Origin of the sequence: Anaerostipes sp. CAG:276 (assembly GCF_000432215.1) — a bacterium.
GTDB lineage: Bacteria > Bacillota > Clostridia > Lachnospirales > Lachnospiraceae > Anaerostipes > Anaerostipes caccae.
Map to the genome: position 1 here is coordinate 149,737 of NZ_FR889205.1, position 21,108 is coordinate 170,844.

A 21,108-nucleotide genomic window follows, 5' to 3' on the forward strand; every position below is an offset into this window, starting at 1 on the left:
TTTGCCTGCGTCTGTCTTCTATGTTCACGTCTCTATCTTCCTGGGCGTAGAGTTCCGCTCCCCTGCAACCTCTGTGTTACAGTGTTTTTATTTATAAAATATTGCTTAGGTCCCCACCGCTCAAAAGGGCCTGCGTAACCTCTTCTTCCAACATCCTGTCTTCTTCGGACACATTCTCCGGTAGCTTATATATTTCTTTCATCTTCTTATAGAACTTTTTCTGTTCCTTATCCATACCTGCGGTATCTGCTGCCCGGTATCCCATCACTTTCGATATTAAGCAGTCTTCTTTTAATCCGGCGAACATGGCCGAGAACTTCCACCAGTGCAATTCGACAGCGTTCAGATCTATGCCGTACTGTTCCATAAATGCAGCATAGATATAATCCGCATCATGAGTAAAGCTATAAATCTGATCCTGTTTCTTTCCTTTTCCGGACTGCTTCTGTTCTTCTGTTTTCCCGCACTGATAAAACCACAACATTTGTGAAATGGCTCCGTCAAGGTCCTCCGGTATCTCTGGATAATACAAAACCAGGCCGCTATTGTATTTCGCAAGCAGCCTGGCTTTTTTCTCGTCTACATCAAACTCCGGGATATTCAGAATATCTTCCACAAAAAACCGCTGTTCTTCCGTGATGTTTTTATCCTGTATCATCTCCTCAAAACGGATCGACACTCGGAAGTCTGTATTGATCTTATGTTCCTGACCAGCCACCAGAACGGTTTCCGGCAGCTGATCCGTCAGAATATTCATTAGTCACCTGCCATGGACTGGACAAGTTTATTATAAGATTCCACCTGTGCCTCTCGCAGGTTCACAAGTTTGTTAAATGCAGCAACCCGCTCATGGATGTCTGTATCAGAAAACATTTTCTTTGCCGCACCATCTCCCAGCAACTTATCAAATGTCTGGTCAATAATCTTACATTCTGCCCGGACACCCTCTGCATTTAAGGCTCCGTCAATCCCATGTTTCTTTTCATATTCCATTAGTTCTTCAAACGTCTGCTGCTTCACATTGTTAAATCGCTCTATCATATCCGCATCCAGAGCAGAGAATTTAAACTCTGCCCCATTCCATTTAAAAATCTTGTTCATATCCTTTACTCCTCCATGTTCACTGTCTTTTTCTCTATGCTCCTGCTGTTACCGTAATGGCGCAGGTTGCCGTCTTATTTCCATCTGTCGTTGTCACTGTCACATCCGCGGCCCCTGCTGCAACCCCGGTCACTTCCCCAGTATCAGATACCTTTGCAATACCAGTATCCGTGCTGAACCATGTAACTGTCTTGTCTGTAGCATCTGCAGGCTCTACGGTTGCCGTAAGTGTCTCTTTCGCCGCAACTGCAAGGGACAGCGTTGTTTTATTCAACGCCACCCCGGTTACGGCTTTAAGAGGGTGTATCGCCTTTCGCTGTAAATTTCTTAGTGCTGGTATTAAATGTTCCCTCGACTACATCCCCGATACCTAACAGGTTACCTTCACAGTTCATTTCTCCATCTTCGTTTCCAAAGCTGGCTACTTCGATCGCCACGTGGAACTTGCGGGCATGGTAGGTATTCTCTGCGCTTTCCTTCTGATCCAGATCTACGATCACGTAGTCTGTCTCTGCATCTGCTCCTGTTTTTAAAAGTTCTCCGATCTCACAGATATAGGCAATCGCCTCTTCTGATCGAATCTGGTCCGCTGTGTACGGTGCCTGCCACTCGTACCCGGTGATTCCCTTGCTGGTAGATGCATCGTTTACGTACCGTTTTGAACTGGTCTGCGCTCCCGGTTCCTCATTAAGATCCGTGAACCCTGTCCCCATCAGGACAAAATTTTCTGCCTCTGCGGTCCCAATGTCCAGATAGTTCGCCTGCATCCTTCTCTGTCTTACACTTTTTAATGCCATGTTATACCTTCCTTTCCTGGTAATAAATAAAGCGGCACTGAATCTGATACTTTGCCTTGTCAAGCTCCGTATCAAACGCATAACCGCTCGTAATCGCTTCGATTTTTATTGCTTCCTTACCTTTCTCCAATTCCGGGAACTCCCCGGCCTCAGAGAATTGTTCCAGCCAGTCTGAAAAGTGCTCAAAGAACCCGATGTTTTCAAGGTTCTGCCGCACTTCTTCGCCGTATAGCTCCCGACTGGCAAAATTAAATAGATGTTGCCGTTTGGTATTTCCGACAATATCTTTTTTCAAAACTGTTTGTGATGGAACGGATTCTATCGAGTAGTACGTTGTGTCACTACCCAGGTAATCCACCCCGATCCCTTTGCAATACTCATCTAGATACGGGCATTGCTTAACAATGTTCCGTATAGCCTCCACAATCGTCATTTTGGCTTTCCTCCTACAAACCTCGCAATAGATACCAGAACCTCTCGCCCTCTGTCGGCAAACGCTCTCTTGTCCCAATGTTTTCCACGCAGTCCCTTGCCCTTATTTTCTTCGTAATTCTTCTTTGCATATGGGGTGATGTACTTTATGCAGTACGTTGTCTCAATCGCAGTATTTTTCAGTGGACCGTTGAGAAAAGGGACGTATGCATCCGATATTCTGCGCACTTCATGCACAGCAAGTCTCTGACCGGGACCACCTTTCTGCAGGTTCCTTTCTGTAAGGATTACGTTTGCAGGAGCAATCTTGACTTTTATCTTCATTCAGCCGTCACCTTCCAATGCTGCATTTCCGGGCTGCCGTTGTCGTTCGTCTCCACAACGGCGATCACCCGCACATCATCATAGGCATTTTTCAACCGTTCTTCGTCCTTTGCGCTGGTCAGTTCATCTTCCACGATGCCACGGACCACCAGGTCCCCGGCTTCGACCGTAAAAAATCCCGTCTTTTCTGTCTCCTTCACAAAGTTTTTCGGTTTCCTGAACTGCTTCTCTGTCTCTGCCGTAAACGGGATATAGATTTCTGCCACATCAGCACTTACAATCCCCTTGTCTGTGGGCTGCACGGCTGTGGTATCCTGCCAGTTCACGCCTTTTAGGACTGTCCGGTAATAGCGGTTCGTCCCGGTATCCCGGTCATATACCTTGTTGTAGAGTGTTATGTCTGCGTTTGTAACCATTACCGACACCCCCTGTATAACAACCCGGTATGGATTAAGTACGGATAAGCAGCTGCATACTGTTTCTTTGCCGCTGCCGCCTCTCTTGTTTGTCCGTCCTGCTGCTCCGTTACATAGGATACAGAGACATTTCCGACCGTCTCGGACTTCTTCTCCTGCTGTCCTACTGCATCGGCTTTATACATAACCTCCGCAACAGCACAGGCAGCCAGCCTGGCCTCTTCCGGGATCTCTGTATCATCTATCCTGCCGAACGTGATGTACTTTACATAGATACTTGCCCGAAGAATGGTAGAAGAAAAGGCAGCTTCCGGTATGGTGCTGCCATGGAACTGTTCCTGGTAAAACTTATAGTCTGCGTACTCTACCATACCGTATTACCTCCTTCTATGATGCTGGTGTTGCTGGTGTCTTTGCAAACTTCGCAAGCACAACTTTTGCATCGTTTGACAGGACAACAGTGTAATGTTCATCCGCAGTCACAAGGGTAGTCCTTGCTTTTACATTTCGGTCAGGCTCAAAGTTTACGTCACGTTTCATGTAAATTGTAAGTGCCGCAGTATCCTCGTCTACTTCCTGGTCGGACTGTGTTTTTACGATCGGACAGATATAGCAATCAATGCTATTTACCCTTTTTACAGGGACTTTCTTAGACGGAACGACCTGACACCCGCAGATTTCACCGATGACACCCCTCATTACAACTTCAAGTGGATACTGCTTAATGTCCTTGAAATCCGGGTCTTTTCTTAACTGTGTAATCTGTTTTGGATGTACATACATGATCTTAGCGAGCTGATCCTCTTCCTCAAACAAGTCCACAGCGTCTACAATTCCATCGTAATTAATCACATTTGCAGAGCCGTCATATGCCAGCTTTGCAGTCTGCAACGCATCCATGGCATCATTATCCACTTTGGATGCGATAGACAAGGCAATCTGATTTGTTGCCTCCCCCTGTGGATCTCCATATCCAGATAAAATTGCTTCATCGGTCAACTCTACGGCTTTTGCCGCTTTCTTAACCTTGGCGGTCGTTGTAGATGCCGTTAAAACGGTTGTCCCCATTTCCACGCCTTCGGCTACGTCTTCCGCATCTCCGATGTATGCGTACTTTGGTACTGTAATCGTATCGCCAGGAACTCCGCTGAGCGTTGTATCTACTGCTGCAATCGGCGTGATCTTGATTTTCTTCGGCACTTTGGCGGAAATCATATCCGCCATGACCTCCGGGTCAATAATGTTCTCTAATTTTGTTACTGCCATTGTTACCTTCCTTTCTATTTTCTTAGTTCGGCATACAGATCAGGATCTTCCTTTTTCAAGGCAACTCTATCCCTGTATCCCATTTTGTTAAATGCTTCTTTTGTTACCTCTGCCCCTGGCAACGGATCACCGCCACCTGTCCCCTTGACAATTCTAGGGGCCGGCTTATCGCTTTCAAATAGATAATCATTTTCGTTTTTTAAAGTCTCAAGCTGTTTATCCAGGCCGATGATCTCTCCCTCATTGAATTTCAGGCCATCCATATCAAGTAAAGCCTTGACTGCCTTGGTATTCTTAGCCTTTGCCCCTGTAAGAGCCTCTGAGAGCGCATAATCAAACTGCATGGCCTGGATCTTTTTATTTGCTTCTGCCTCTGCATCTTCTGCTTTCTGTTTCCAATCGTCTGCTGCCTTCTGAATACTTTCCACGTCCATGTCTTTAAATTCTTCGATCTGCTTATCAGCATCATCAAGTCGGGTTTGTAAATCATCTACCTGTTCCTTATAGCTGTCACGAGCCTGTTCTGCCTTGGTCGTTTTTCTCTGTTCTGCAGCAATGTCTTTCCCGTTTTCTGCCATGATCTGGTCAATGACATCCTGTGAAAGATTTAAGCCTTTTAAAAATTCTGTTTTCATGTTTCTGTTCTCCTTTCGCATTAGGTTGTTTTAGGTGTGTAACCATCCACCCCGAAACCGACTATTTAAGGTCTAATCTCCTGACCGATTAATTTGTTGCATAAAAATAACACGCCATGAGCGTGTCAGTACGGCGTAGCCCTGCCGCTGGGAGATGATCGGACCACCGCCTCTCTAATCTTCCTCTTTTAGATAATTTAATGCCTCCACAAGTGCTGTATTTAGAAATCGGTTCATCGCTTTTAACTGCTTATTTTCATTTTTTAATGTGTCTATCTTCATCATGTATTTATCATGAGTTTCAGCGATCTGCTGGTTATACTCATCTATTGACATGCAGATTTCACTGTCCTTTTTGTTAATGAAACTTTTTTCTACCAATGTGATTCTCCTTTCAAAATGGGCAAAAATACCACCTGAGATTTTATCAGGTAGTATTTAGTAGGTTTCAAATCTTATCTTGATATTTCCGTCATTTTCAGACCATTCCGCCCAAAAAATAAATTCTGTCCATTTGTCAGATACTTTCCCCTGCTGCCATTCCGTCTCAAATTCTTTGGCTTTCTCTTTTGGAATCAGCCATCCTCGCATATCTTCACATTCCAAATCAGGAGTCTCTAAGATATTCCCTTCTCCACAGTCAGCAAAGAATACCTTGCCTTGGCTTTTTGCCTCCATCTGCACAAGCTCCCAGAACCTATTGAATTTATCGCTTTCTTGCGTTCTTAACCCTAACATTGTCAATTCCTCCTTTCAGTATTGTGACAAATTCTCCACTTTCTTTTGCCACAACAACGTCTTTCCCTTTTATATAGAAGAAAGTCTCCCCTGCCTGACCTCTCCATTCTCCGCTTCTGACCTCACTGGCATTTTCAACAATGTCTAAAATCGTGTGCCGCATAGTCTGTCTGTCCTTGGTACTCTTAGGGTTCAGACCGTATTCTTTGGTATGTTTTCCAATCTTCTTTCCGAACTGTTTGTCTGATACCTTTATTATACTACTGTTTTCTACCTTTTGATACCGTTTGTTAGCCCATACAGCCTTCTGAGCCACGCTCCGATTGAATCCCACGATATTTCCACTACTGTCCAGAACTGCATGAACCTGAGTCCTTGCAGATTCTACCCGTCGGCCCGTCTGCTTACAAAATTCCTTGAGTTTCTTTTCCTGCCATTTGAGCCTCACCGATTCGGATTCAAAGCGCTGCTGCAAGGTATTTTTCAATACCTCGTCGTTTCCTGCTGCCTTGATCCCGGCATCGTATCCGGTCAGCTTTCGCTTTGTCCCTCTGATCTGTCTCTCCTGGAAACGCTGCATCTGTGAAACTTCATATTCTTTATATTTTTTACCTTTATACTCATATTTCTTCGTGTCATAGTCTTGAAGCATTGCATCTGTATATGCTCGCACAGACACGCCAGGAATAAAGACGTGAAAGTTATGCCTGCAATTCCATCCGCAAAGCCCCTCCCCTGTTCCATATCCGGTCATGGAAAATGGAGGGTAGTTAGGATCTTTCCCAGATATACAGAACACCAGCCCCTGCCAGAGTGCGTGCGATGGTCTGGCACCGCTATGCGCAGTTACTTCTACATAATCACAGCCCATTTCCTGCGCATATGCAAGCGTCATTTCTGCTGCCGACTGGTTCACGCCTGTCAATACGGCCCGTCTGACAGCCACATCCAGCTTATCTACATGACCGGATGGAAATAACACCTCCGTGCCTTGGCCTGCTGCCTCCTTTATTGCATCCGCTATGGCCTTATCGTAAGAAAATGCCCCTGTCTGCACCTTGAGCATGGCACTGTTGCATGCATTTATGTAAGCGCTCTGAGCCTTATTTGCCGTTGTGAGAGTAAGATTCTTTATCTCTCCCTTGGTCTTTCTAAGATTGGCGTTTAGAATCTGCTGCATTTCCTTTGACTGGTGCAACTCCTTCGGTTCCATTCCAGCCATTTTGTAAATGACAGATTCATTTTTGATATTTTTAACCCCGGCCTCTTTAAATAGACGGTCTATCTCCCGATCTATATATCCGGTTGTCTGTCCAATCCGTTTAATAGCGTCTTGATAGACCATTCCGGCGTTCTGCAGGACATGAGCCTGATGTTTTGCTGTGTCTGTGATGTGCTTTGTCTTTGCAATTCGGCGGGCAATGTCCCCGATAAGAGAGATCGACAGTTCATCTATTAAGGCTAGGAGTTGGTCACTGCATTTATCCAGGTATTCGGGATCAAGCATAAGCTATCACCTACTCTTCCTGTATACCAAACGGATTATTCTGTTGTGATGGCATCATTTTTAGTGCTTCTTCTTCGGAAACACCGTATTTCTTAGCGACATACAGCTCTTTACGAATGAATCCGCCAGTTGCGTCCTGCTGCATAGATAAGAGTTCCTGCTCCTTATCTATTACGATCGAATCATCCCAGTTGAATGATAGTTCATACTTTTTCCCTCCGGGAAGCCCGCCAAGCTGCGCCAGAACATCCATGGAATAGACTAAATGTTCCAGTGCTTTTTGCAAAGATTTTTGTATGTCTGATACCGTGCTGTACGATCTCTGTTTACTTGCTTTGATCTCTTCGGCTGTCTTGTCAACATTTTCCGGGTTGCTCAGTGTTCCGTATGCTAGACCACAGTTAAACTCTATACGACGTAGGATGTTATTAAATCCATTGAAAAGGCTCTCGTCTCTGATCGCTGGAGAGTATACTTTATACTTTTCATCGTTGTCTTCAAAATCCATGATCCTAAATAGCCTTTCACGGCCTTCCGGTAGGTCCCACTCTCCGGTTCTTTCATTTTTCTTGAACATGCCATTATCCACATCCACAGCAAGTTCCGAACCTTCGTATTCCCAAACAATTCGGGTCCATTGCCGATCTGCTTCTCTTATGTCGCTTACAGCCCTAGAATAGACAGAAACGCCAAGCGGCGATTGATCGTCTATGTTATTTGCGTTTGGTACCTTGAAGTAAGCAAACAGTGGTTTTTCTACGTTCTCGATGTTCGTTTCCGGTTCCAGATCCGCCCACTCCGGCACCGCAGTGAGTGAAACTTCCCGCCCGAGGTTCTCCGTTGTATCCGTATCGCTCTTTACATACACTCTGTTATGGATCGTGTAGCTACTGCCATTCCACTCGTGGAGTTCCAGTCTGGTGTATGTCTGCTTCCCTTTGTTAAGCGTCTCTACGAATACAGCAGACGTGATCTCTCCCCGACTATTGTATCCAGTCGGGAAAAATCTGTCTGCCTGTACTGTATCCACTTCGATATGTCCGTCTGTCACATATGGTTTAAAGGCAAGTCCGCCTTTTGCACAGCCATACTCACAATATCTGCGGATGTCTTCTATAACCGCTTGGTATTCGGTATCTAAGAAATCATTTCCGCTTACCTCTGTCTGTAATTCCAAAGTGACCAGTCTTGCCATCTCTGCCGCAACTGCTGCTGACAGGCCACAACTTAGTACATTCTTTTTTACCCAGGGAGGCTTATTTTCGTACATCTTAGCCCATAGTTCTATTGCCTGGCCCATTCTGTCCGAAATAGCCACGTCCACGCCTAAAGCGTCCTTGACCTTTTCTTTCCCAAGCATCTTTTTTATCACCTGCCTTATTCTTTCGATAAATCCTAACACCTCATCAACTCCATTTCCGTTCTCTTCGGATGATCGTATATGCAAAGTACCGTACCGCATCCATGCAGTGGTCATGCTGCTTAATCGGTTTATCCTCTCCACGTTCCAGGGCCTTATCGTCCCATATATAAGAGGAAAACTCTTTAATCGTTTCCTGGCAGTCCTCCGAGAACAGCAGCACGCCAAGGTTTAGCATGTTTCCCACGAACCGGATGCCGTCCAGCACATCATTTTTGGCTTTCTTGATCCGGAATCCTCGCTTCTTTAACTCTGCTATAAAAGAAGCAGCCGCAGGATCGACAATCACCCTCTCTATGTCTATACCCTTCGTGAACTCTTCCAGATCGTCTGCATACTCGCTGTCCGTTTTCTGGCTGCTCTCATCCCGGCCTGAGTAATAGTATTCCTTGCTGCAAATCCATTTCCCTTTCAGGTTCTTTCCCCACAGCAGGAACACCGTGGCGTTCTGAGTACCATAGTCGATGCTTATATACCTGCTTCCTATGCTCTCCTGTGATCCATTTACAATGTGCTTTTCCGCATCGAACATATCAAAGATAATGCCCTCTGCTACGGCCCACAGGCCAAGGATATACCGCTTATAGAATACTCCGCTATACATGGACCGATAACGGGCCTTGATACGCTCTGTAAGGGACAGGTTGTCTTCCATGGTAAAGTGAAGATAGACCAGCCTCTTTTCCTCTGCCCGGTCAATCCAGTTTGTTTTAAACCAGTGATACGGTCCATCTGGATTGCAGTTAAACCAGAACTTCGATCCATCGACCGAACAACGCCCTGTTGCCTGATTTACAAAGGATTCCGGCATCAGTGCCACTTCATCGAAGAAAACCCCAGCCAGGGTAATTCCTTGAATGAGATCCTGTGAACGTTCGTCTTTACCGCCGAACACATAAAAATAGTTCGCTTTCCCCTTACGTGTGACCACCACCAGATTGTCTGCCCGGTGATCTTCCACTTTATATCCACGGCTACGCAGCATAAGTTTGAGCCAGAACAGCACGTTTCTACGAAAAGAGCCAATGGTCTTTCCGCACATAGCAAAGTTCTGACCGTCAAAACATTCCATAGCCCACATGACGAATGATAGTGACATACATAGCGTCTTTCCCGACCGGATTGCACCATCCGCAATGATTCCATCCTGCTTCTGCACTGGTGAGTTAGGCAGCCACCAGGTAAAGACCTGCTTCTGTTTCTTAGAAAATGGAAGGAATTTAAAGACAGCTTTCTTTATTCTTCCTGCCATAGATCATCCACCTGCCCTTTTAGTGCTTCGATGAATCCATCATCCTCGGTTTCCTCAGGCCCATCGTCTTCCAACTTCCTACGCTGCGCCTGCAACAGCTTGACTTTCTCTTTCTGCTCAGGTGTCGCAAGATCCATGTGATCGCTGATCCACTGCATGGCCTTCATCCGGTCAGCCAGCTTCACTTTTACCCCGTCCTTGCCCTTTGATACCTCTGAGAGTAATGTACCGTCTACCTCTCTAGCATCCTTTATATTGACATAGGAAATGGTCATAGGCCCGTTATCCGTTTCTATTTCCATGTTTCCAAAATCGGTAAAGTCGGTTATATCGGCCCGGGCAATATCCAAATACCATTGAAATACGTCTGGTCCTTCCAGCATCGCTTTATTAAGCCTACCCTGCTTGAGCCGCTGTATTTCCTCTTTGATTCGTGTATTTCTGAGCAGCCCTGGGCCGTTTGTGAGTGCAGTTTCATAGCTGCACCCGTATGCTTTTCTGTATGCCTTGGTTGCGTTGAAACACTTTATGTATAGGCAGCAAAAAAGCCGTTGCTTATCCGTGAGGTTCGGGTTGTCTATAACCTGTTCCACTTCCGGCGCAATGGCTTCTCTCTCCTTGATATTCTGTTCTGTTTCCTGTTTCCGAACGTTCGCTTTCTTACCCGAACGTTCGCTATCCCATCCCTGAGTACTTTTCCACCGTCTTACGGTTCCCGGTGGCTTTCCTATCTCTTTTGCTATGTCTACCAGATTCATTCCGCTTTTATACATCCGTTCTGCTTTTATTGAATCCGGGCTTCTACTTCGTGGCACTTTTCTTTCACCTCTTGTTATCTTCCCATCTGTCTAATCCATGCCTCTACTTCTTCTTCGTTGTAACTTAGCTGTTCCAGCACTGTTACAAGAGGAACTGTCTGGTTCAGAAATATCTGTTCATATGCATACCTCATGCATCTTGCTATTTCCTCATACATCACAGCCCCTGTTGCCCCTCCAAACGCTGGGATCATGGCTGTCTGTACTCCGAGTTTTTTCAGCTCAATAAGGCTGCTTCTCATACAGTTGTAGATAACGGATTTATCTACAACTATTTCTGGTATTCTCATTGTCGGGGAGTATACGAGATACTTACCTCCAACTTTGACTGTTGTTGCACTTCCAGGCGGCAGTTCTCCATACCAATCTTTCTGTATTTTTCTTTGCAAGTCTTCTTGAGCCTTCATTCCAAAATAATTTCTTATTTCTAAATCCAGCCCGCCATCCATAATTCCGAAACTATTTCCAGGCGCTACGATTGCCTCTGGTTTATACTCTTTTATGAAAACTTGAAAATCACTAGTAACAATCTCAACATTTTGGTATTGAAATGTTTTTTTCCATGCTTCTGTCATATGTCTATTCAAATCTAATAAATACAGTTTCATGAACACCCTCTTGGATAATATGTGCGTTCTTCAAGTTGCTTCTTTACATTTTCCATTACAGCTTTAGCAACTTTGCTTGAATCAACTGTGACTTCTTTCGTTACAATATTGCCCTCCGGCAGGTCAATAGCGTCCACATCAATAAATGCCTGCAACATCTTCGGAAACTGCAATGCGATCCAGTCTGTAATCTCCTCTGACTGTCCCCATGCTTTCACATTGCCGCTATTGCTCCATAAGCCACTCTCGTACAAAAACGCATGAACAATTTCGTGTCGCAGAACTTTTTTCCTGTAAGAGTCCAGATCCTTGATACTGTCTCTATCGCTTTCTCCAAAGTCTGCGATCCATATTTCTTTAATCGAATGATCCATACATCCGTCACATTCTAGAGGCATGTCTTCCTGTGGCACATCCATTTTGATCGTGTACTCTGTTCCTAATACATTTACCTTCTGCATACTTACCTCCTTTTCTACAACGGAGAATGAAGGACTCGAACCTCCGCACCGTCTCCGGTGTACCGGTTAGCAACCGGGCGCATTACCATTCTGCCAATTCTCCATGCCTGTGTTCTTCGAATAATTATTTTTTGTATAGGATAGAACACAGAAGACCCATTACAGTTGTAAAGTTTTGCTCCTTAAAAACCACCTGTGCGCCCTCGTTTCGTACGCACGTTCCTTAATTACTCCAGAGTATTCGCATGTTGCATCTTCCACGCAAATACAACATTTTTTACGAATTAGTTTTTTGCAGCCCGCACCGTGGATTTTTATTGGACTGCCGTCTAGGTGTAAAAATGGACACTCAGGGAATCGAACCCCGGACCGATCGGTTATGAGCCGACTGCTCTGACCATCTGAGCTAAATGTCCATATAAAAAGACCCGGGGCCCGAAGGACACCCGAGTACGTTCAAAAAACTTGGAGCTTTAATACAGCTTCCGTCGTTGTTTAGCTTGGTTGCCACAGCGGCGCCACCGTGACACCCAGCTACAAAACGTTAAGAGGAATGCAAGAAAAACAACTGTTACAGTTATTCTAGTTGCTCTATTATAATTATATCAAATATTTTTATGAATTGTATGAAAGTTTCAGATATGACGTAATTCTTTTTGAAATACTGCTCTGCTCCAATCCTACAATCTCCGCAACCTCCCGTTGTTTCTTTTTCTCAAGATATGTAAGCTCAAATATCTGTCTATCTATGCTATCCGGGATTCCTGCAATAAACTGTTCTATCTCTATCATTACGGCACTCACCTGTTTTTTCCGTGCCTTTTTAATCGATATCAATTTTTTTACTGAATCTGATTCTCCTGGTTCATCCATCTGTACGGTCGTGTGAACCTCTATGTACGGAAATTCGCTGCTCGAACCTGTTACTTTGCCCATAACGGTCGGTATATTGCTTTGCCTCTCATAAAGCTTGTCAAGTTTGTCGTCAATAATCTCGATCTCTTTTCTGAGTGCACCATACTGTTTCAGTTTCTTTTTCGTCACTCTTTGGTCCCTCCTTCCCAGTCAAAACATTTATAATTTCTTTATTAAGATTAACATCCTCAAGAAGAATTTCGTTTTGCTTTGTTATTTGCGCTACTATCCTTTTATATATATCTTGCTTTTTATAATTACTTTTTATCTGGATTATATCTAAAATACAGTAGACAATAAAACAGATTATAAGTATCTCTATCATTCAGTTTCTCTCCTCTCCACAAATCTCCTTTTTATCCACTAATATCATATAGATTATAAGAACATATGTTTTTATAATATTAAATAGAAAGGAGTTTAATATGCCATTTACACCGAAAAGCAGAATTGAATATGAAGAACCTTTTACCCCTCCAGGGGCCCCGATCTCCGTGATCGCAAGCTTCAGCAGAGATGGCGGTGTAAAGCCGCTCTATTTTAAATACGATTCTTCCACGTATACTGAAACTGTTAAAATAGAGAGTGTAAAAACTATAAATCACTTGCCTCTTGTCGGTTCTGATTTCTCATGCACTGTTCTGGTAGGAGACAGGCAGAATACTGTCATCCTGCGCTATATGAAGCGGGAAGATCGGTGGTTTCTTCTGCCTCCTTCATAAAATTTCAGTTTTCTTGATAAAGCGCCTGGCCGCATTCTGGACAATACCTGTCACCGATCAAGCAAATATCACCACAGTTGCTTTGTGATCCACAGGCCGGACAAAAATATTCATCAACATGAATTTCCTCTACCTTCATAGGAATTTGTTTTTTTAACAGCCCCCGAATCGTTTGGAAGTCTCCAGGGTATTGTCCATTCAGCATTTCTTCTAGATGCCCGACAACCATTAGGGCACTTTCTATTTTTTCTTTTTCAGTCATGTTTTCCCTCCTAAATCTTAACTTACACCTCTGACTTAGTTTCTGCCCACAGCCGATCCAAGTACCACCTTGACTTTTCCAGATCCTCTGTTTCCTTTCCTTTCTTGTCATACCGCCACAAATATTTCATTGCATTTCCCTTTAGAAAGCCGCAAAATTCGGCGTGCGACATGCTTGCCTTTAGTGCATCTATACATTCAATTTCCCCGCTTGTGTAATGATCTGGATGGTTTACCGGATCCGCCTCGTTCCCCTCCCAATATTTGCATTTATGATTCTCTGTAATAGCCCCGCTTATTACACTTTCACAATTTCGGCATGTTTTCTCTATAGCATCGTAAAAATAGCATGTTCCGCACCATTTATCTTGTATTTTCATATTCCCTCCTTCCTGCCCGCCGGAGCGGGCTGTAAAACAGGATGCCTACTGGTTTCTAAGTTACGTTTGTGATATATATAGACCCTACATGGGTAAATACCTACTTTGCCCAAGTGACATATGCAGCGGATGATGATGGATACACCGTCCTAAGCAAGTTTCCATTTCTGTCTCTGTGCTTACGCTCCCGGAAGATGCTTGGCCTTCCCTCTTCTTTCTCTATTTTCTTTTCCTCGGCTATTTCCTGCTCCTTGCGTTCAAAATAACCTTCTACCCATTCATCTAAGAGCCAGAGGGAAATGCCATATTCCTTGGCGATCTCCTTCTTTGTCTTACCGTATACATACTCTAAAACAGCCTTTTCCTTTTGCTCTTTTGTGAATCGTACGCCGTTATTTTGTTTCTTTTGCCCTTTGGAATAATACGCCGTGGTCCAAGAGTGCACAGTGCTTTTTGCTATGCCGTATTTCTCTGCAACTTCTCTCTCGGACATACCGTTTTCTTTGCGATCTTTCGCCACCTGCTCCTTGAAAGCGTCTGTGTATCTCTTTCTATTCATCCACGCCGCCCTCCACAACTCTATATGTCCCGGCACTGGCCCCGGTCTCCCGGTCAAAAACCCTGCGCCCTGTCTTTTCAATAAGCTCACGTTCCTCAAGGCCCTTCAACCTTGGTGCAACAGACTGCCGTTCCTTACTGTAATGTATCCCCTCGTAGAACATACCCTCTGCAATCTGATGCGCTGTAAGTTCCCTCCCTTGAATTTTCATCCAGGCATATATACGATTTTCCATGTTTATTTTGTCACCGACGCTTAGGGCTTCTTTGCTGCATTCCTTTGCCACCTGCTCCGCAAAATATTGCTTTGCACTGTCCGGCAGGCTACCTGGCAGCGGCTTACCCTTCTTTTTCTTCGGCTTCGGCTCCGGCGGCTCATTACAGCCGATTGCATCGAAAAATCCTATCTGCTCCATGCTCTTATCCTCCTATCTGCCGTTCAAACAGTCTTTTTTCCAGCTCGTCATAGTTATAGTCACGTTCCTCAAAGTTGTGAAACTGATCTTTGGCTTTTTTCACAACTGCCTTTGGCTTCTCATAATTAGCATCAAGGTAATCTACATATCCGGAATTAAAGAATGTTGATCCATTCTGCGGTTTTCTCCAATCGTCCTGTTTGAGATCCTCGATGTACCTCGCCATAGCCCGTCGCATTTCCTCCTCGCCAATCTCAGCGATCTTTCGTTTCTTTGCATCGGACACTTGGCCTTTTCCCCGTTTATTCGGGTATGCTTTCCACAGGCGTTCAAACAGTGCATTTGCGTCAGCCTTGCACAATGTATTTATTGTATTTGGATTAGGATTCGGATTGGATTGGATTACGGGGACATCTGAAATCATCTGCTTGCAAGTGCTTTCATGTGTAATAATCTGTGCGTCAGCTTCATCCAATGACGGGTATTTGCTTTTCTTTGCCCGTATGGTCTGATGTTTCTCCCAAGCTACAATTTGCAGATACGGCTTCTCTTCAACCGTGTAGGTGGTCACAATACCTGCCGACGATAGCTTATTAAGAGCATTTTCAATTTGATTATCAGTGACATTTTTCAATGGAAAGCAACTGCCTTTTATGATTGGTATCCTCGCATCAAACCTTCCGTAATCATCACAACTGACCATCAGCCTATAAAACAGCACTTCTTCAAACCATGTAAGGTCGTTAATACTGTCGCTGGTCCTGATGGATTCCTTGATAATGCGATTAGGCATCTATACCACGCTCCTCCAACAAGGGTTCTATCCGGCGTTTTAACTGAGTCCAATTTGCACAGTCAATAACAATTCCTTTTATCTCCTGAAAATCACTCTCGGAATGGATCAGCTGCGTAAGCCATTTGAATAATTTATTTTCATCCACATAAGAAAAATTGGTTCTGCAGATCTTTTTTATATAGTTGATATAATACAAATATGGATTGTTCTTTTCTTTTTCTCTGGAATAACAGATTCTTTCTATATAATTAAATGCTTTTGTCGTGCTCTCATCGTCACCGTCATAGTACCGATCCATAGAAATTTTAGAGGACTCATACACTTCTTCAAAGCCAAATTTGTTTATCAAGCCCTTGCACCATTTTCTCCCGTATTCTGAAAATCCTTGACCGCAAGTACTTTGTAGAAACTGTTCGATTGCATCTATCTGATCTTCAACAAAGTTATGTAATCCCTGCTCCCACTCCAGCATCATCTCTAGCTGGTTTCTTCTTTCATTTAGCTCATCAAGCTGTTCCTTTTTCTTTTTGATTGTCTCTGAATCAGATAATTCTGTTTTACCTTTTCCACGGTTACAATCTCGGCAGGATGTAATCAGATTCATGATGTCATTGTCTCCGCCGTTCGCTACCGGATTGATATGATCTACTTCTAAAATCACATCAGGGGCACTTCTTCCGCAATACTGGCAAGTAAATGAATCCCTTTTAAATACTTCAAATCTTATTTTTTTACTCAGTGTTTTCCTTTTCGCCATCCTCTAACTCCTTTCCTGCCGCCCATTCCCGGTATAGTTCTATCCAGTCATCGAGCAACATGGTAACTTTCCAAGGCTCTCGGTTTTTCCGGTGCATTACAACTGGCTTTTCGCTCTCCTTTGCATCGCTACGTGCCTGAGCCATTGCGGCATCCAGATTCAATTTCTCTACCCGCTTACATTCGATATGTATGTACGGTAGGCCGACCACGTCAGCGTCCCCGTTAGCCCCGCAGTATTGCTGGCCCCTGCGGGTGTCGTATCCATGCTCCCGGAGAATCTTAGAAAGCTCTAATTCTCCCTTTTTCCCTTTACTCCTACTGTTTATAGCCATGACTTGCCAAACTCCCTCCTGAATGCCTCACGGTCGCCTATGTGGTCTTCAAAATACTTTTGTGCTGCCATCTTAACTGCAAGGTCGAGGACCGGATCAAAATGTATGCCATAATTACTCATGTTGTGGTGCCAGGCACAGAGCCAGATCTTCATGCCGTGTTCTTCGGATTTTCGCCTGTTTGCAGTTCCTTCAAAAACATGGTGGCAATGTAGGTCTTGTTCTGCCCCGCAGACATAACACACCTTTTCAGTCTGTAGTACGCTTTTCAAACTTCATCCCCCACCTTTCTTCCATTTCCCGGATCTCTTCCGGCGTTTTTGTCTCTATGCCAAGGCTCTTGGCCTCCTCCACGGTCCCTTCGATCAGCCGGGACATCTCTTTGGTGTTATAGGTATGCGATCCTCTCATGACCAGATTTACCCGGAATACCTTCCCTGCGCTGTTCATATGCGTCTCTGTCGTAGGCTGCAAGTGAATGAACTCAACGTCATATGCGCTTATGTCGTCATCCAACGGAAGAGTTACAATGTTACCGTTCAAACGCTCATATTCCCCATACTCTGATATAAGCTTGTTTTTTACATAAATATTGCTCTGCCCGGTAACATCCGCAATCTTTGCTACTAAGACATGAAAGTAGGCATTTGCGTCAAGGCTTCGTTTTTCTCTGTACTGTACGATCTTTACAGACAACTTTTCTTTGTCTTTCAATCGGTCATACTCTTTCCGCACATCCTCATTTAATTCAATTTCCAGCCGCTGGCGGCCTGACACGTAATCTATGCCAAGGCCACCTAGTTTTCCAGTACACTCCATAACCTACTCCTTCGGATCTGGTATGTCCTCTTTGGGAGGCATATAATCCGGCGTTTTCTCCATTCGGCCCATAAAATTTTTAAATTGCTCTATGGTCAGATCTGCAAGTTTCTTTACCTTGTAGGTTTCTAAAATAATTCCGGTTGCTATATTCGTCCTTTTTAATTCCGCATTGATCGTATTTACCATATCTTTGCTTACTTTCTGCGGTCCCTGTGGTGGTTTCTGTGCCCCTCCATCGTGATCTGCATCTTTTACATCGTCTATGCAGAAAAGACCGTTCAAGGCGTATTTTCTTGCGTAAGAACTTGTTGCCCCGGTGATCTGGCTCTCGTCCATTCCTTTTTTCTGAGCAGATTCCCTCGCCAGTGCAGAGTTTTCAATCGTTTCTCCGCTTTCTATATCCGTAAAGACTGCCGTAGCCTTTATGTAAAAACGCTCCCCTATCTGCACAACATCATCCGTCAGCCGAAGATTGGCACCAACAGACTGCAGTAATGGCTTTGCCGCTTCTAAGATATCCTCACAGTTTCTGTAATGGTAGTTTCCAAACTTATTGAACTGGTTTTTCGGAGCTTTCAGATCCGCTTGCACCATTAGAAGTTTTGTCTGTATACCGACTGTTTTTTTCTCTGCCATCCTTATACCTCCCTCCGGTCAAAGAAGATTCCTATACTGTTCAAATAAGTTTCGATCTGTTCAATTTCCGAATCCGTAGCAACAACGGTGTAAACAACCTTTTTTGTATTTGGCTGAACAAATGGAACCTCGGCACTATTTGCGGCCTGCTGCACTATTGCATCACTCACAGTTTGCGGGACTGGTTCGGGAACTGCCGTCCGCTTTTCTTTCTCCTTTTCAAGTACCTTCTGTTTGGTTTCCTCATATTCGTTTACATAAGAAATAGCCTCTGTGAGATCAAGACTATTAAGATAGATTTCCTTTGCATCCTCGGTACAGTCCGTTCTTAATGATTCAATCGTCTTCATTTCCATGGCAATTTTAACCGCCATGTCCTGAATCTCTTTCTGGATCTTTGGAATAGAATAGGTGCTGTTTTCCCACTTATGGTTGTAAACTTTCTCTAACGGAATCTCAGCTCCCTCAAAAACCTCCTGAAAAATCTCTTTGATTCTCTCTCTTTTTTTATAGATTCTCTTTTCTTCAAAAGCAGTTATCTGGCAGGAGATCAGATTGATCGGCTGGTCAATCAGCCCCTGTAACTCCTTGCACTTAGCTTCAAAATCCTCATAAGGCACAAGACACTGTTTTTTTACTTCTTTCCGTTTCTCGTCAATGGCCTTTTTCATGTTGCGGAGTGCCGCAACCTCTTTTTTAGCGTCCTTCTTTGTGTCTTCGGAAAACTGCGCATCCTTATAAAGATCCATTTGTGCCGCTAGAGTTTCTTTTATTTCTTCATAATTGAATTGGATATTCCCAACCTTCTGTTTTACCTGTACTGTAAGTTCTGCCATTGTTAAATCCTCCGATCTGTGCTATACTAACACTGTATAAATATATTTTTTATTTGTTCTTGCCCCATTGGAGTTGCCGTTCCGAAGGGGCTTTTTTAGTTTCTGCATCTCATTCTCCCTTGACGATCTTGATCGGGTAGCCCAGTTCTTTCTCTACTTCTTCAAGTGTCATTTCTTTTGGTTCTTCACGTTTCCATACCAAGGTAAGATATTCATCCGTGAACAGGTCCCTCATTTTTCTCCCTGAAGTCCTGTAGATTTTCTGGATATCATGTTTGCATATTCCGTCGTTATCGAGCAGGTCGTCAGTATATTCTTCCAGCCCCAGAGCGTTTAAGCACAGACCTCCGTTTTCGCTTAAAAATACATCGTTTAGATACAGGTATTTCCCTCCCATTCGAGTTTCTACAACACTTCCTGGTTTTATAAGATCCTTTGCCGACGGCTCGAACATTTCGTCTGTCCAACAGTAGCGCTTGTCATCTTCACAAATCGCATATTTGCATTCATAAACATCCGAAATAGTTACTGTCTTCCCAGCCAGCTTGTGCATATTGTCTGTCACGTAATACCCGCCATAAGTGTCACAAGTTTTGAAATCCTTACGCACTTTAACCTTATCTCCAACTTTATATTTCATCTTCCATCCTCCTAAGTTCTATATGTTTGATTCCCACGCCATTCCTGCCGCCCAGCAACACACAGCCAGCCAAGCATGCCCTTTCAGAGCCAGCAGACAGCCAGCGAAGTTGATTGCTGTTGCCATGTAGTGTTCTGCTTTACCCATCGCATCCCCTCATTTACATCGCCCCGCAGCCACGCTGCAAAGACCTGTTTTCTACTTGTATCTGTTTCATCCGCCACCGCTCAAACCCTGCGGTGTCGTATACAATGGCGCTGTTACGCTTTGTGGGATTGATCTTTTGAGCAAAGGTCTGCCCCTTTTCCCGGTACGCCCTGTCCAGCAGTTCTTCCGGAAATCCCATTTCTAAAAGCTCTGTCCTCCGCATTACCTTCTTTGGATACTCCATGTTTATCACCCCTTTCTCTTTGTTGGATTCCATGTTATAATTTTCTAAATATCGTTGAAAGGATTACGCCATGGAACCAAAGGATTTTGTGAATATTGACACTGATAAATTTACGAAAGATGATTCTTCTGTCGTGAATAGCCACCAAGAACGTGTGACAGAGTCTATTATTGCACGCGCAGAATATCAAGCTGCAAAAGATGATTGTTTATTTGAGGCTCGAAACGCTTTGCGACAGATGCAGGAAGATTCAAAAAAAGAATCTAAATATCAGCATCGAATCAACAATATTCTGATTACTCTTGGTGTTTTGACTCTAATAGCGACCGTTGCTCCCATAATAATTTCTCTATTGCTGTAAGCCTCTTTACAAAAATGAAGGTATTGATTGAAATACAAACCATTCCTATTGCTAAAGAGAACAATGCTACACTTAACATTTATACATTCCTCCAAACTTCGTTGATCTTGTACTCTCAGAATTTGCCGCAAGTTGACGGTTAATTTCTTTTGCAACGACTTGCGCAATGCCTTGTTTATCTAAAACAATTTCGTGTTTAATTTCCATCACGTGATCCATTGGACTTTTATAGATTTCATCTTTTGTAATTTCAACAGACCATATTCCGTTATCATACATGATGTTCAGGAACGAACATTTTTCTAATCGCTTTCCGTTTAATTCAAAAATATTCTTATCTAAGTCCATGTGGATGCTTCTTAATTCTTTACTCATCATTTCCTCCGTAAATTCTCTTTCTACCTTCTCTAGCGCACCAGCCAAAGCCTTTTTGACCTCACACCCTTTTTCTGCATCCTCTATTTGCTGTATTTCTTTTTGCAGATTCATCTTCTATATCACCTACCTT

Annotated in this window: 35 protein-coding genes and 2 tRNA genes; 1 reads left to right on the forward strand and 36 read right to left on the reverse strand. The window is 43.9% G+C overall.

Features of this window, described 5'->3' with window-relative positions; all coding sequences use genetic code 11:
• Positions 1-91: 91 nt before the first annotated feature.
• From QVP35_RS14660 to QVP35_RS14830, 35 genes are all read right to left on the reverse strand, one after another.
• The gene (locus QVP35_RS14660) at positions 92-757 is read right to left on the reverse strand and encodes a bacteriophage Gp15 family protein (RefSeq protein ID WP_022261325.1); all 666 of its coding nucleotides are present in this window, start codon (positions 755-757) and stop codon (positions 92-94) included.
• Complete coding sequence (locus QVP35_RS14665) at positions 757-1,101, reverse strand: DUF6673 family protein (RefSeq protein WP_022261326.1); 345 nt, start codon at positions 1,099-1,101, stop codon at positions 757-759. The genes QVP35_RS14660 and QVP35_RS14665 overlap by 1 nt, the downstream gene beginning before the upstream one ends.
• 34 nt (positions 1,102-1,135) lie before the next feature.
• Entirely contained in the window at positions 1,136-1,381 is a 246-nt protein-coding gene (locus QVP35_RS14670) for an Ig-like domain-containing protein (protein WP_006566278.1), read from the reverse strand.
• A 13-nt stretch (positions 1,382-1,394) separates the two neighbouring features.
• Positions 1,395-1,898, reverse strand: coding sequence for a hypothetical protein (locus tag QVP35_RS14675; protein ID WP_006566279.1), 504 nt, complete (start codon positions 1,896-1,898; stop codon positions 1,395-1,397).
• A gap of 1 nt (position 1,899) precedes the next feature.
• Positions 1,900-2,331, reverse strand: coding sequence for a hypothetical protein (locus QVP35_RS14680; RefSeq protein WP_006566280.1), 432 nt, complete (start codon positions 2,329-2,331; stop codon positions 1,900-1,902).
• Positions 2,328-2,654 (reverse strand): minor capsid protein, encoded by a 327-nt coding sequence (locus tag QVP35_RS14685; protein WP_006566281.1) that lies wholly within the window; start codon positions 2,652-2,654, stop codon positions 2,328-2,330. Before QVP35_RS14685 ends, QVP35_RS14680 begins: the two co-directional genes overlap by 4 nt.
• The gene (locus QVP35_RS14690) at positions 2,651-3,070 is read right to left on the reverse strand and encodes a DUF6751 family protein (RefSeq protein ID WP_006566282.1); all 420 of its coding nucleotides are present in this window, start codon (positions 3,068-3,070) and stop codon (positions 2,651-2,653) included. Before QVP35_RS14690 ends, QVP35_RS14685 begins: the two co-directional genes overlap by 4 nt.
• Complete coding sequence (locus QVP35_RS14695) at positions 3,070-3,441, reverse strand: hypothetical protein (protein WP_006566283.1); 372 nt, start codon at positions 3,439-3,441, stop codon at positions 3,070-3,072. The genes QVP35_RS14690 and QVP35_RS14695 overlap by 1 nt, the downstream gene beginning before the upstream one ends.
• 16 nt (positions 3,442-3,457) lie before the next feature.
• The gene (locus QVP35_RS14700; RefSeq protein ID WP_006566284.1) at positions 3,458-4,336 is read right to left on the reverse strand and encodes a N4-gp56 family major capsid protein; all 879 of its coding nucleotides are present in this window, start codon (positions 4,334-4,336) and stop codon (positions 3,458-3,460) included.
• 14 nt (positions 4,337-4,350) lie between these two features.
• Positions 4,351-4,971 carry a phage scaffolding protein gene (locus tag QVP35_RS14705; RefSeq protein WP_022261327.1) on the reverse strand — a complete coding sequence of 207 codons (621 nt, stop codon included), beginning with the start codon at positions 4,969-4,971 and terminating at the stop codon, positions 4,351-4,353.
• Between the two features lie 174 nt (positions 4,972-5,145).
• Positions 5,146-5,352, reverse strand: coding sequence for a hypothetical protein (locus QVP35_RS14710; RefSeq protein WP_006566286.1), 207 nt, complete (start codon positions 5,350-5,352; stop codon positions 5,146-5,148).
• A 57-nt stretch (positions 5,353-5,409) separates the two neighbouring features.
• Positions 5,410-5,709, reverse strand: coding sequence for a hypothetical protein (locus tag QVP35_RS14715; RefSeq protein ID WP_006566287.1), 300 nt, complete (start codon positions 5,707-5,709; stop codon positions 5,410-5,412).
• On the reverse strand, positions 5,678-7,216 hold the full coding sequence (locus tag QVP35_RS14720) for a phage minor capsid protein (protein ID WP_006566288.1): 1,539 nt from the start codon (positions 7,214-7,216) through the stop codon (positions 5,678-5,680). Before QVP35_RS14720 ends, QVP35_RS14715 begins: the two co-directional genes overlap by 32 nt.
• 10 nt (positions 7,217-7,226) lie before the next feature.
• A complete protein-coding gene (locus QVP35_RS14725; RefSeq protein WP_006566289.1) occupies positions 7,227-8,618 on the reverse strand; it encodes a phage portal protein in 1,392 nt (463 codons plus the stop codon).
• Positions 8,619-8,622: 4 nt separating this feature from the next.
• Positions 8,623-9,888, reverse strand: coding sequence for a PBSX family phage terminase large subunit (locus QVP35_RS14730; RefSeq protein ID WP_006566290.1), 1,266 nt, complete (start codon positions 9,886-9,888; stop codon positions 8,623-8,625).
• On the reverse strand, positions 9,873-10,703 hold the full coding sequence (locus QVP35_RS14735) for a terminase small subunit (protein ID WP_022261328.1): 831 nt from the start codon (positions 10,701-10,703) through the stop codon (positions 9,873-9,875). The genes QVP35_RS14730 and QVP35_RS14735 overlap by 16 nt, the downstream gene beginning before the upstream one ends.
• Before the next feature lie 17 nt (positions 10,704-10,720).
• A complete protein-coding gene (locus QVP35_RS14740; RefSeq protein ID WP_006566292.1) occupies positions 10,721-11,314 on the reverse strand; it encodes a macro domain-containing protein in 594 nt (197 codons plus the stop codon).
• Complete coding sequence (locus QVP35_RS14745; protein WP_022261329.1) at positions 11,311-11,775, reverse strand: hypothetical protein; 465 nt, start codon at positions 11,773-11,775, stop codon at positions 11,311-11,313. The genes QVP35_RS14740 and QVP35_RS14745 overlap by 4 nt, the downstream gene beginning before the upstream one ends.
• Positions 11,776-11,795: 20 nt before the next feature.
• Positions 11,796-11,878 (reverse strand) — tRNA-Ser (locus tag QVP35_RS14750).
• Positions 11,879-12,117: 239 nt separating this feature from the next.
• A tRNA-Ile gene (locus QVP35_RS14755) sits at positions 12,118-12,191 on the reverse strand.
• 199 nt (positions 12,192-12,390) lie between these two features.
• Positions 12,391-12,819, reverse strand: a complete 429-nt coding sequence (locus tag QVP35_RS14760) for a sigma-70 family RNA polymerase sigma factor (RefSeq protein ID WP_022261330.1) — start codon at positions 12,817-12,819, stop codon at positions 12,391-12,393.
• Positions 12,761-13,015, reverse strand: a complete 255-nt coding sequence (locus QVP35_RS14765) for a hypothetical protein (protein ID WP_022261331.1) — start codon at positions 13,013-13,015, stop codon at positions 12,761-12,763. The genes QVP35_RS14760 and QVP35_RS14765 overlap by 59 nt, the downstream gene beginning before the upstream one ends.
• 401 nt (positions 13,016-13,416) lie before the next feature.
• Positions 13,417-13,674: a zinc ribbon domain-containing protein gene (locus tag QVP35_RS14770; RefSeq protein WP_022261333.1), complete on the reverse strand. Its 258-nt coding sequence runs from the start codon at positions 13,672-13,674 to the stop codon at positions 13,417-13,419.
• 22 nt (positions 13,675-13,696) lie between these two features.
• Positions 13,697-14,053, reverse strand: a complete 357-nt coding sequence (locus QVP35_RS14775; RefSeq protein ID WP_022261334.1) for a DUF3310 domain-containing protein — start codon at positions 14,051-14,053, stop codon at positions 13,697-13,699.
• 100 nt (positions 14,054-14,153) lie between these two features.
• Positions 14,154-14,648 carry a transposase gene (locus tag QVP35_RS14780; protein WP_288187949.1) on the reverse strand — a complete coding sequence of 165 codons (495 nt, stop codon included), beginning with the start codon at positions 14,646-14,648 and terminating at the stop codon, positions 14,154-14,156.
• Positions 14,605-15,027 carry a hypothetical protein gene (locus QVP35_RS14785; RefSeq protein ID WP_022261336.1) on the reverse strand — a complete coding sequence of 141 codons (423 nt, stop codon included), beginning with the start codon at positions 15,025-15,027 and terminating at the stop codon, positions 14,605-14,607. Before QVP35_RS14785 ends, QVP35_RS14780 begins: the two co-directional genes overlap by 44 nt.
• 4 nt (positions 15,028-15,031) lie before the next feature.
• Positions 15,032-15,820 carry a hypothetical protein gene (locus QVP35_RS14790; protein ID WP_022261337.1) on the reverse strand — a complete coding sequence of 263 codons (789 nt, stop codon included), beginning with the start codon at positions 15,818-15,820 and terminating at the stop codon, positions 15,032-15,034.
• The gene (locus QVP35_RS14795; protein WP_006566307.1) at positions 15,813-16,580 is read right to left on the reverse strand and encodes an HNH endonuclease; all 768 of its coding nucleotides are present in this window, start codon (positions 16,578-16,580) and stop codon (positions 15,813-15,815) included. Before QVP35_RS14795 ends, QVP35_RS14790 begins: the two co-directional genes overlap by 8 nt.
• Complete coding sequence (locus QVP35_RS14800; RefSeq protein ID WP_006566308.1) at positions 16,555-16,914, reverse strand: putative PDDEXK endonuclease; 360 nt, start codon at positions 16,912-16,914, stop codon at positions 16,555-16,557. Before QVP35_RS14800 ends, QVP35_RS14795 begins: the two co-directional genes overlap by 26 nt.
• Positions 16,905-17,186, reverse strand: a complete 282-nt coding sequence (locus QVP35_RS14805; RefSeq protein ID WP_022261338.1) for a hypothetical protein — start codon at positions 17,184-17,186, stop codon at positions 16,905-16,907. Before QVP35_RS14805 ends, QVP35_RS14800 begins: the two co-directional genes overlap by 10 nt.
• The gene (locus tag QVP35_RS14810) at positions 17,164-17,733 is read right to left on the reverse strand and encodes a hypothetical protein (protein ID WP_022261339.1); all 570 of its coding nucleotides are present in this window, start codon (positions 17,731-17,733) and stop codon (positions 17,164-17,166) included. Before QVP35_RS14810 ends, QVP35_RS14805 begins: the two co-directional genes overlap by 23 nt.
• Before the next feature lie 3 nt (positions 17,734-17,736).
• A complete protein-coding gene (locus tag QVP35_RS14815) occupies positions 17,737-18,372 on the reverse strand; it encodes an ERF family protein (protein ID WP_009290774.1) in 636 nt (211 codons plus the stop codon).
• Between the two features lie 2 nt (positions 18,373-18,374).
• Positions 18,375-19,208, reverse strand: coding sequence for a DUF1351 domain-containing protein (locus QVP35_RS14820; RefSeq protein ID WP_022261340.1), 834 nt, complete (start codon positions 19,206-19,208; stop codon positions 18,375-18,377).
• A gap of 109 nt (positions 19,209-19,317) precedes the next feature.
• The gene (locus tag QVP35_RS14825; protein WP_022261341.1) at positions 19,318-19,848 is read right to left on the reverse strand and encodes a hypothetical protein; all 531 of its coding nucleotides are present in this window, start codon (positions 19,846-19,848) and stop codon (positions 19,318-19,320) included.
• 160 nt (positions 19,849-20,008) lie between these two features.
• Positions 20,009-20,239 carry a hypothetical protein gene (locus QVP35_RS14830; RefSeq protein ID WP_022261342.1) on the reverse strand — a complete coding sequence of 77 codons (231 nt, stop codon included), beginning with the start codon at positions 20,237-20,239 and terminating at the stop codon, positions 20,009-20,011.
• A 70-nt stretch (positions 20,240-20,309) separates the two neighbouring features.
• Here QVP35_RS14830 and QVP35_RS14835 point away from each other — a divergent pair, with 70 nt between their 5' ends.
• Positions 20,310-20,600 (forward strand): hypothetical protein, encoded by a 291-nt coding sequence (locus QVP35_RS14835; protein WP_022261343.1) that lies wholly within the window; start codon positions 20,310-20,312, stop codon positions 20,598-20,600.
• 72 nt (positions 20,601-20,672) lie between these two features.
• Here the strand turns inward: QVP35_RS14835 and QVP35_RS14840 are convergent, their stop codons facing one another.
• Entirely contained in the window at positions 20,673-21,089 is a 417-nt protein-coding gene (locus QVP35_RS14840; RefSeq protein WP_022261345.1) for a hypothetical protein, read from the reverse strand.
• Positions 21,090-21,108: the final 19 nt, after the last annotated feature.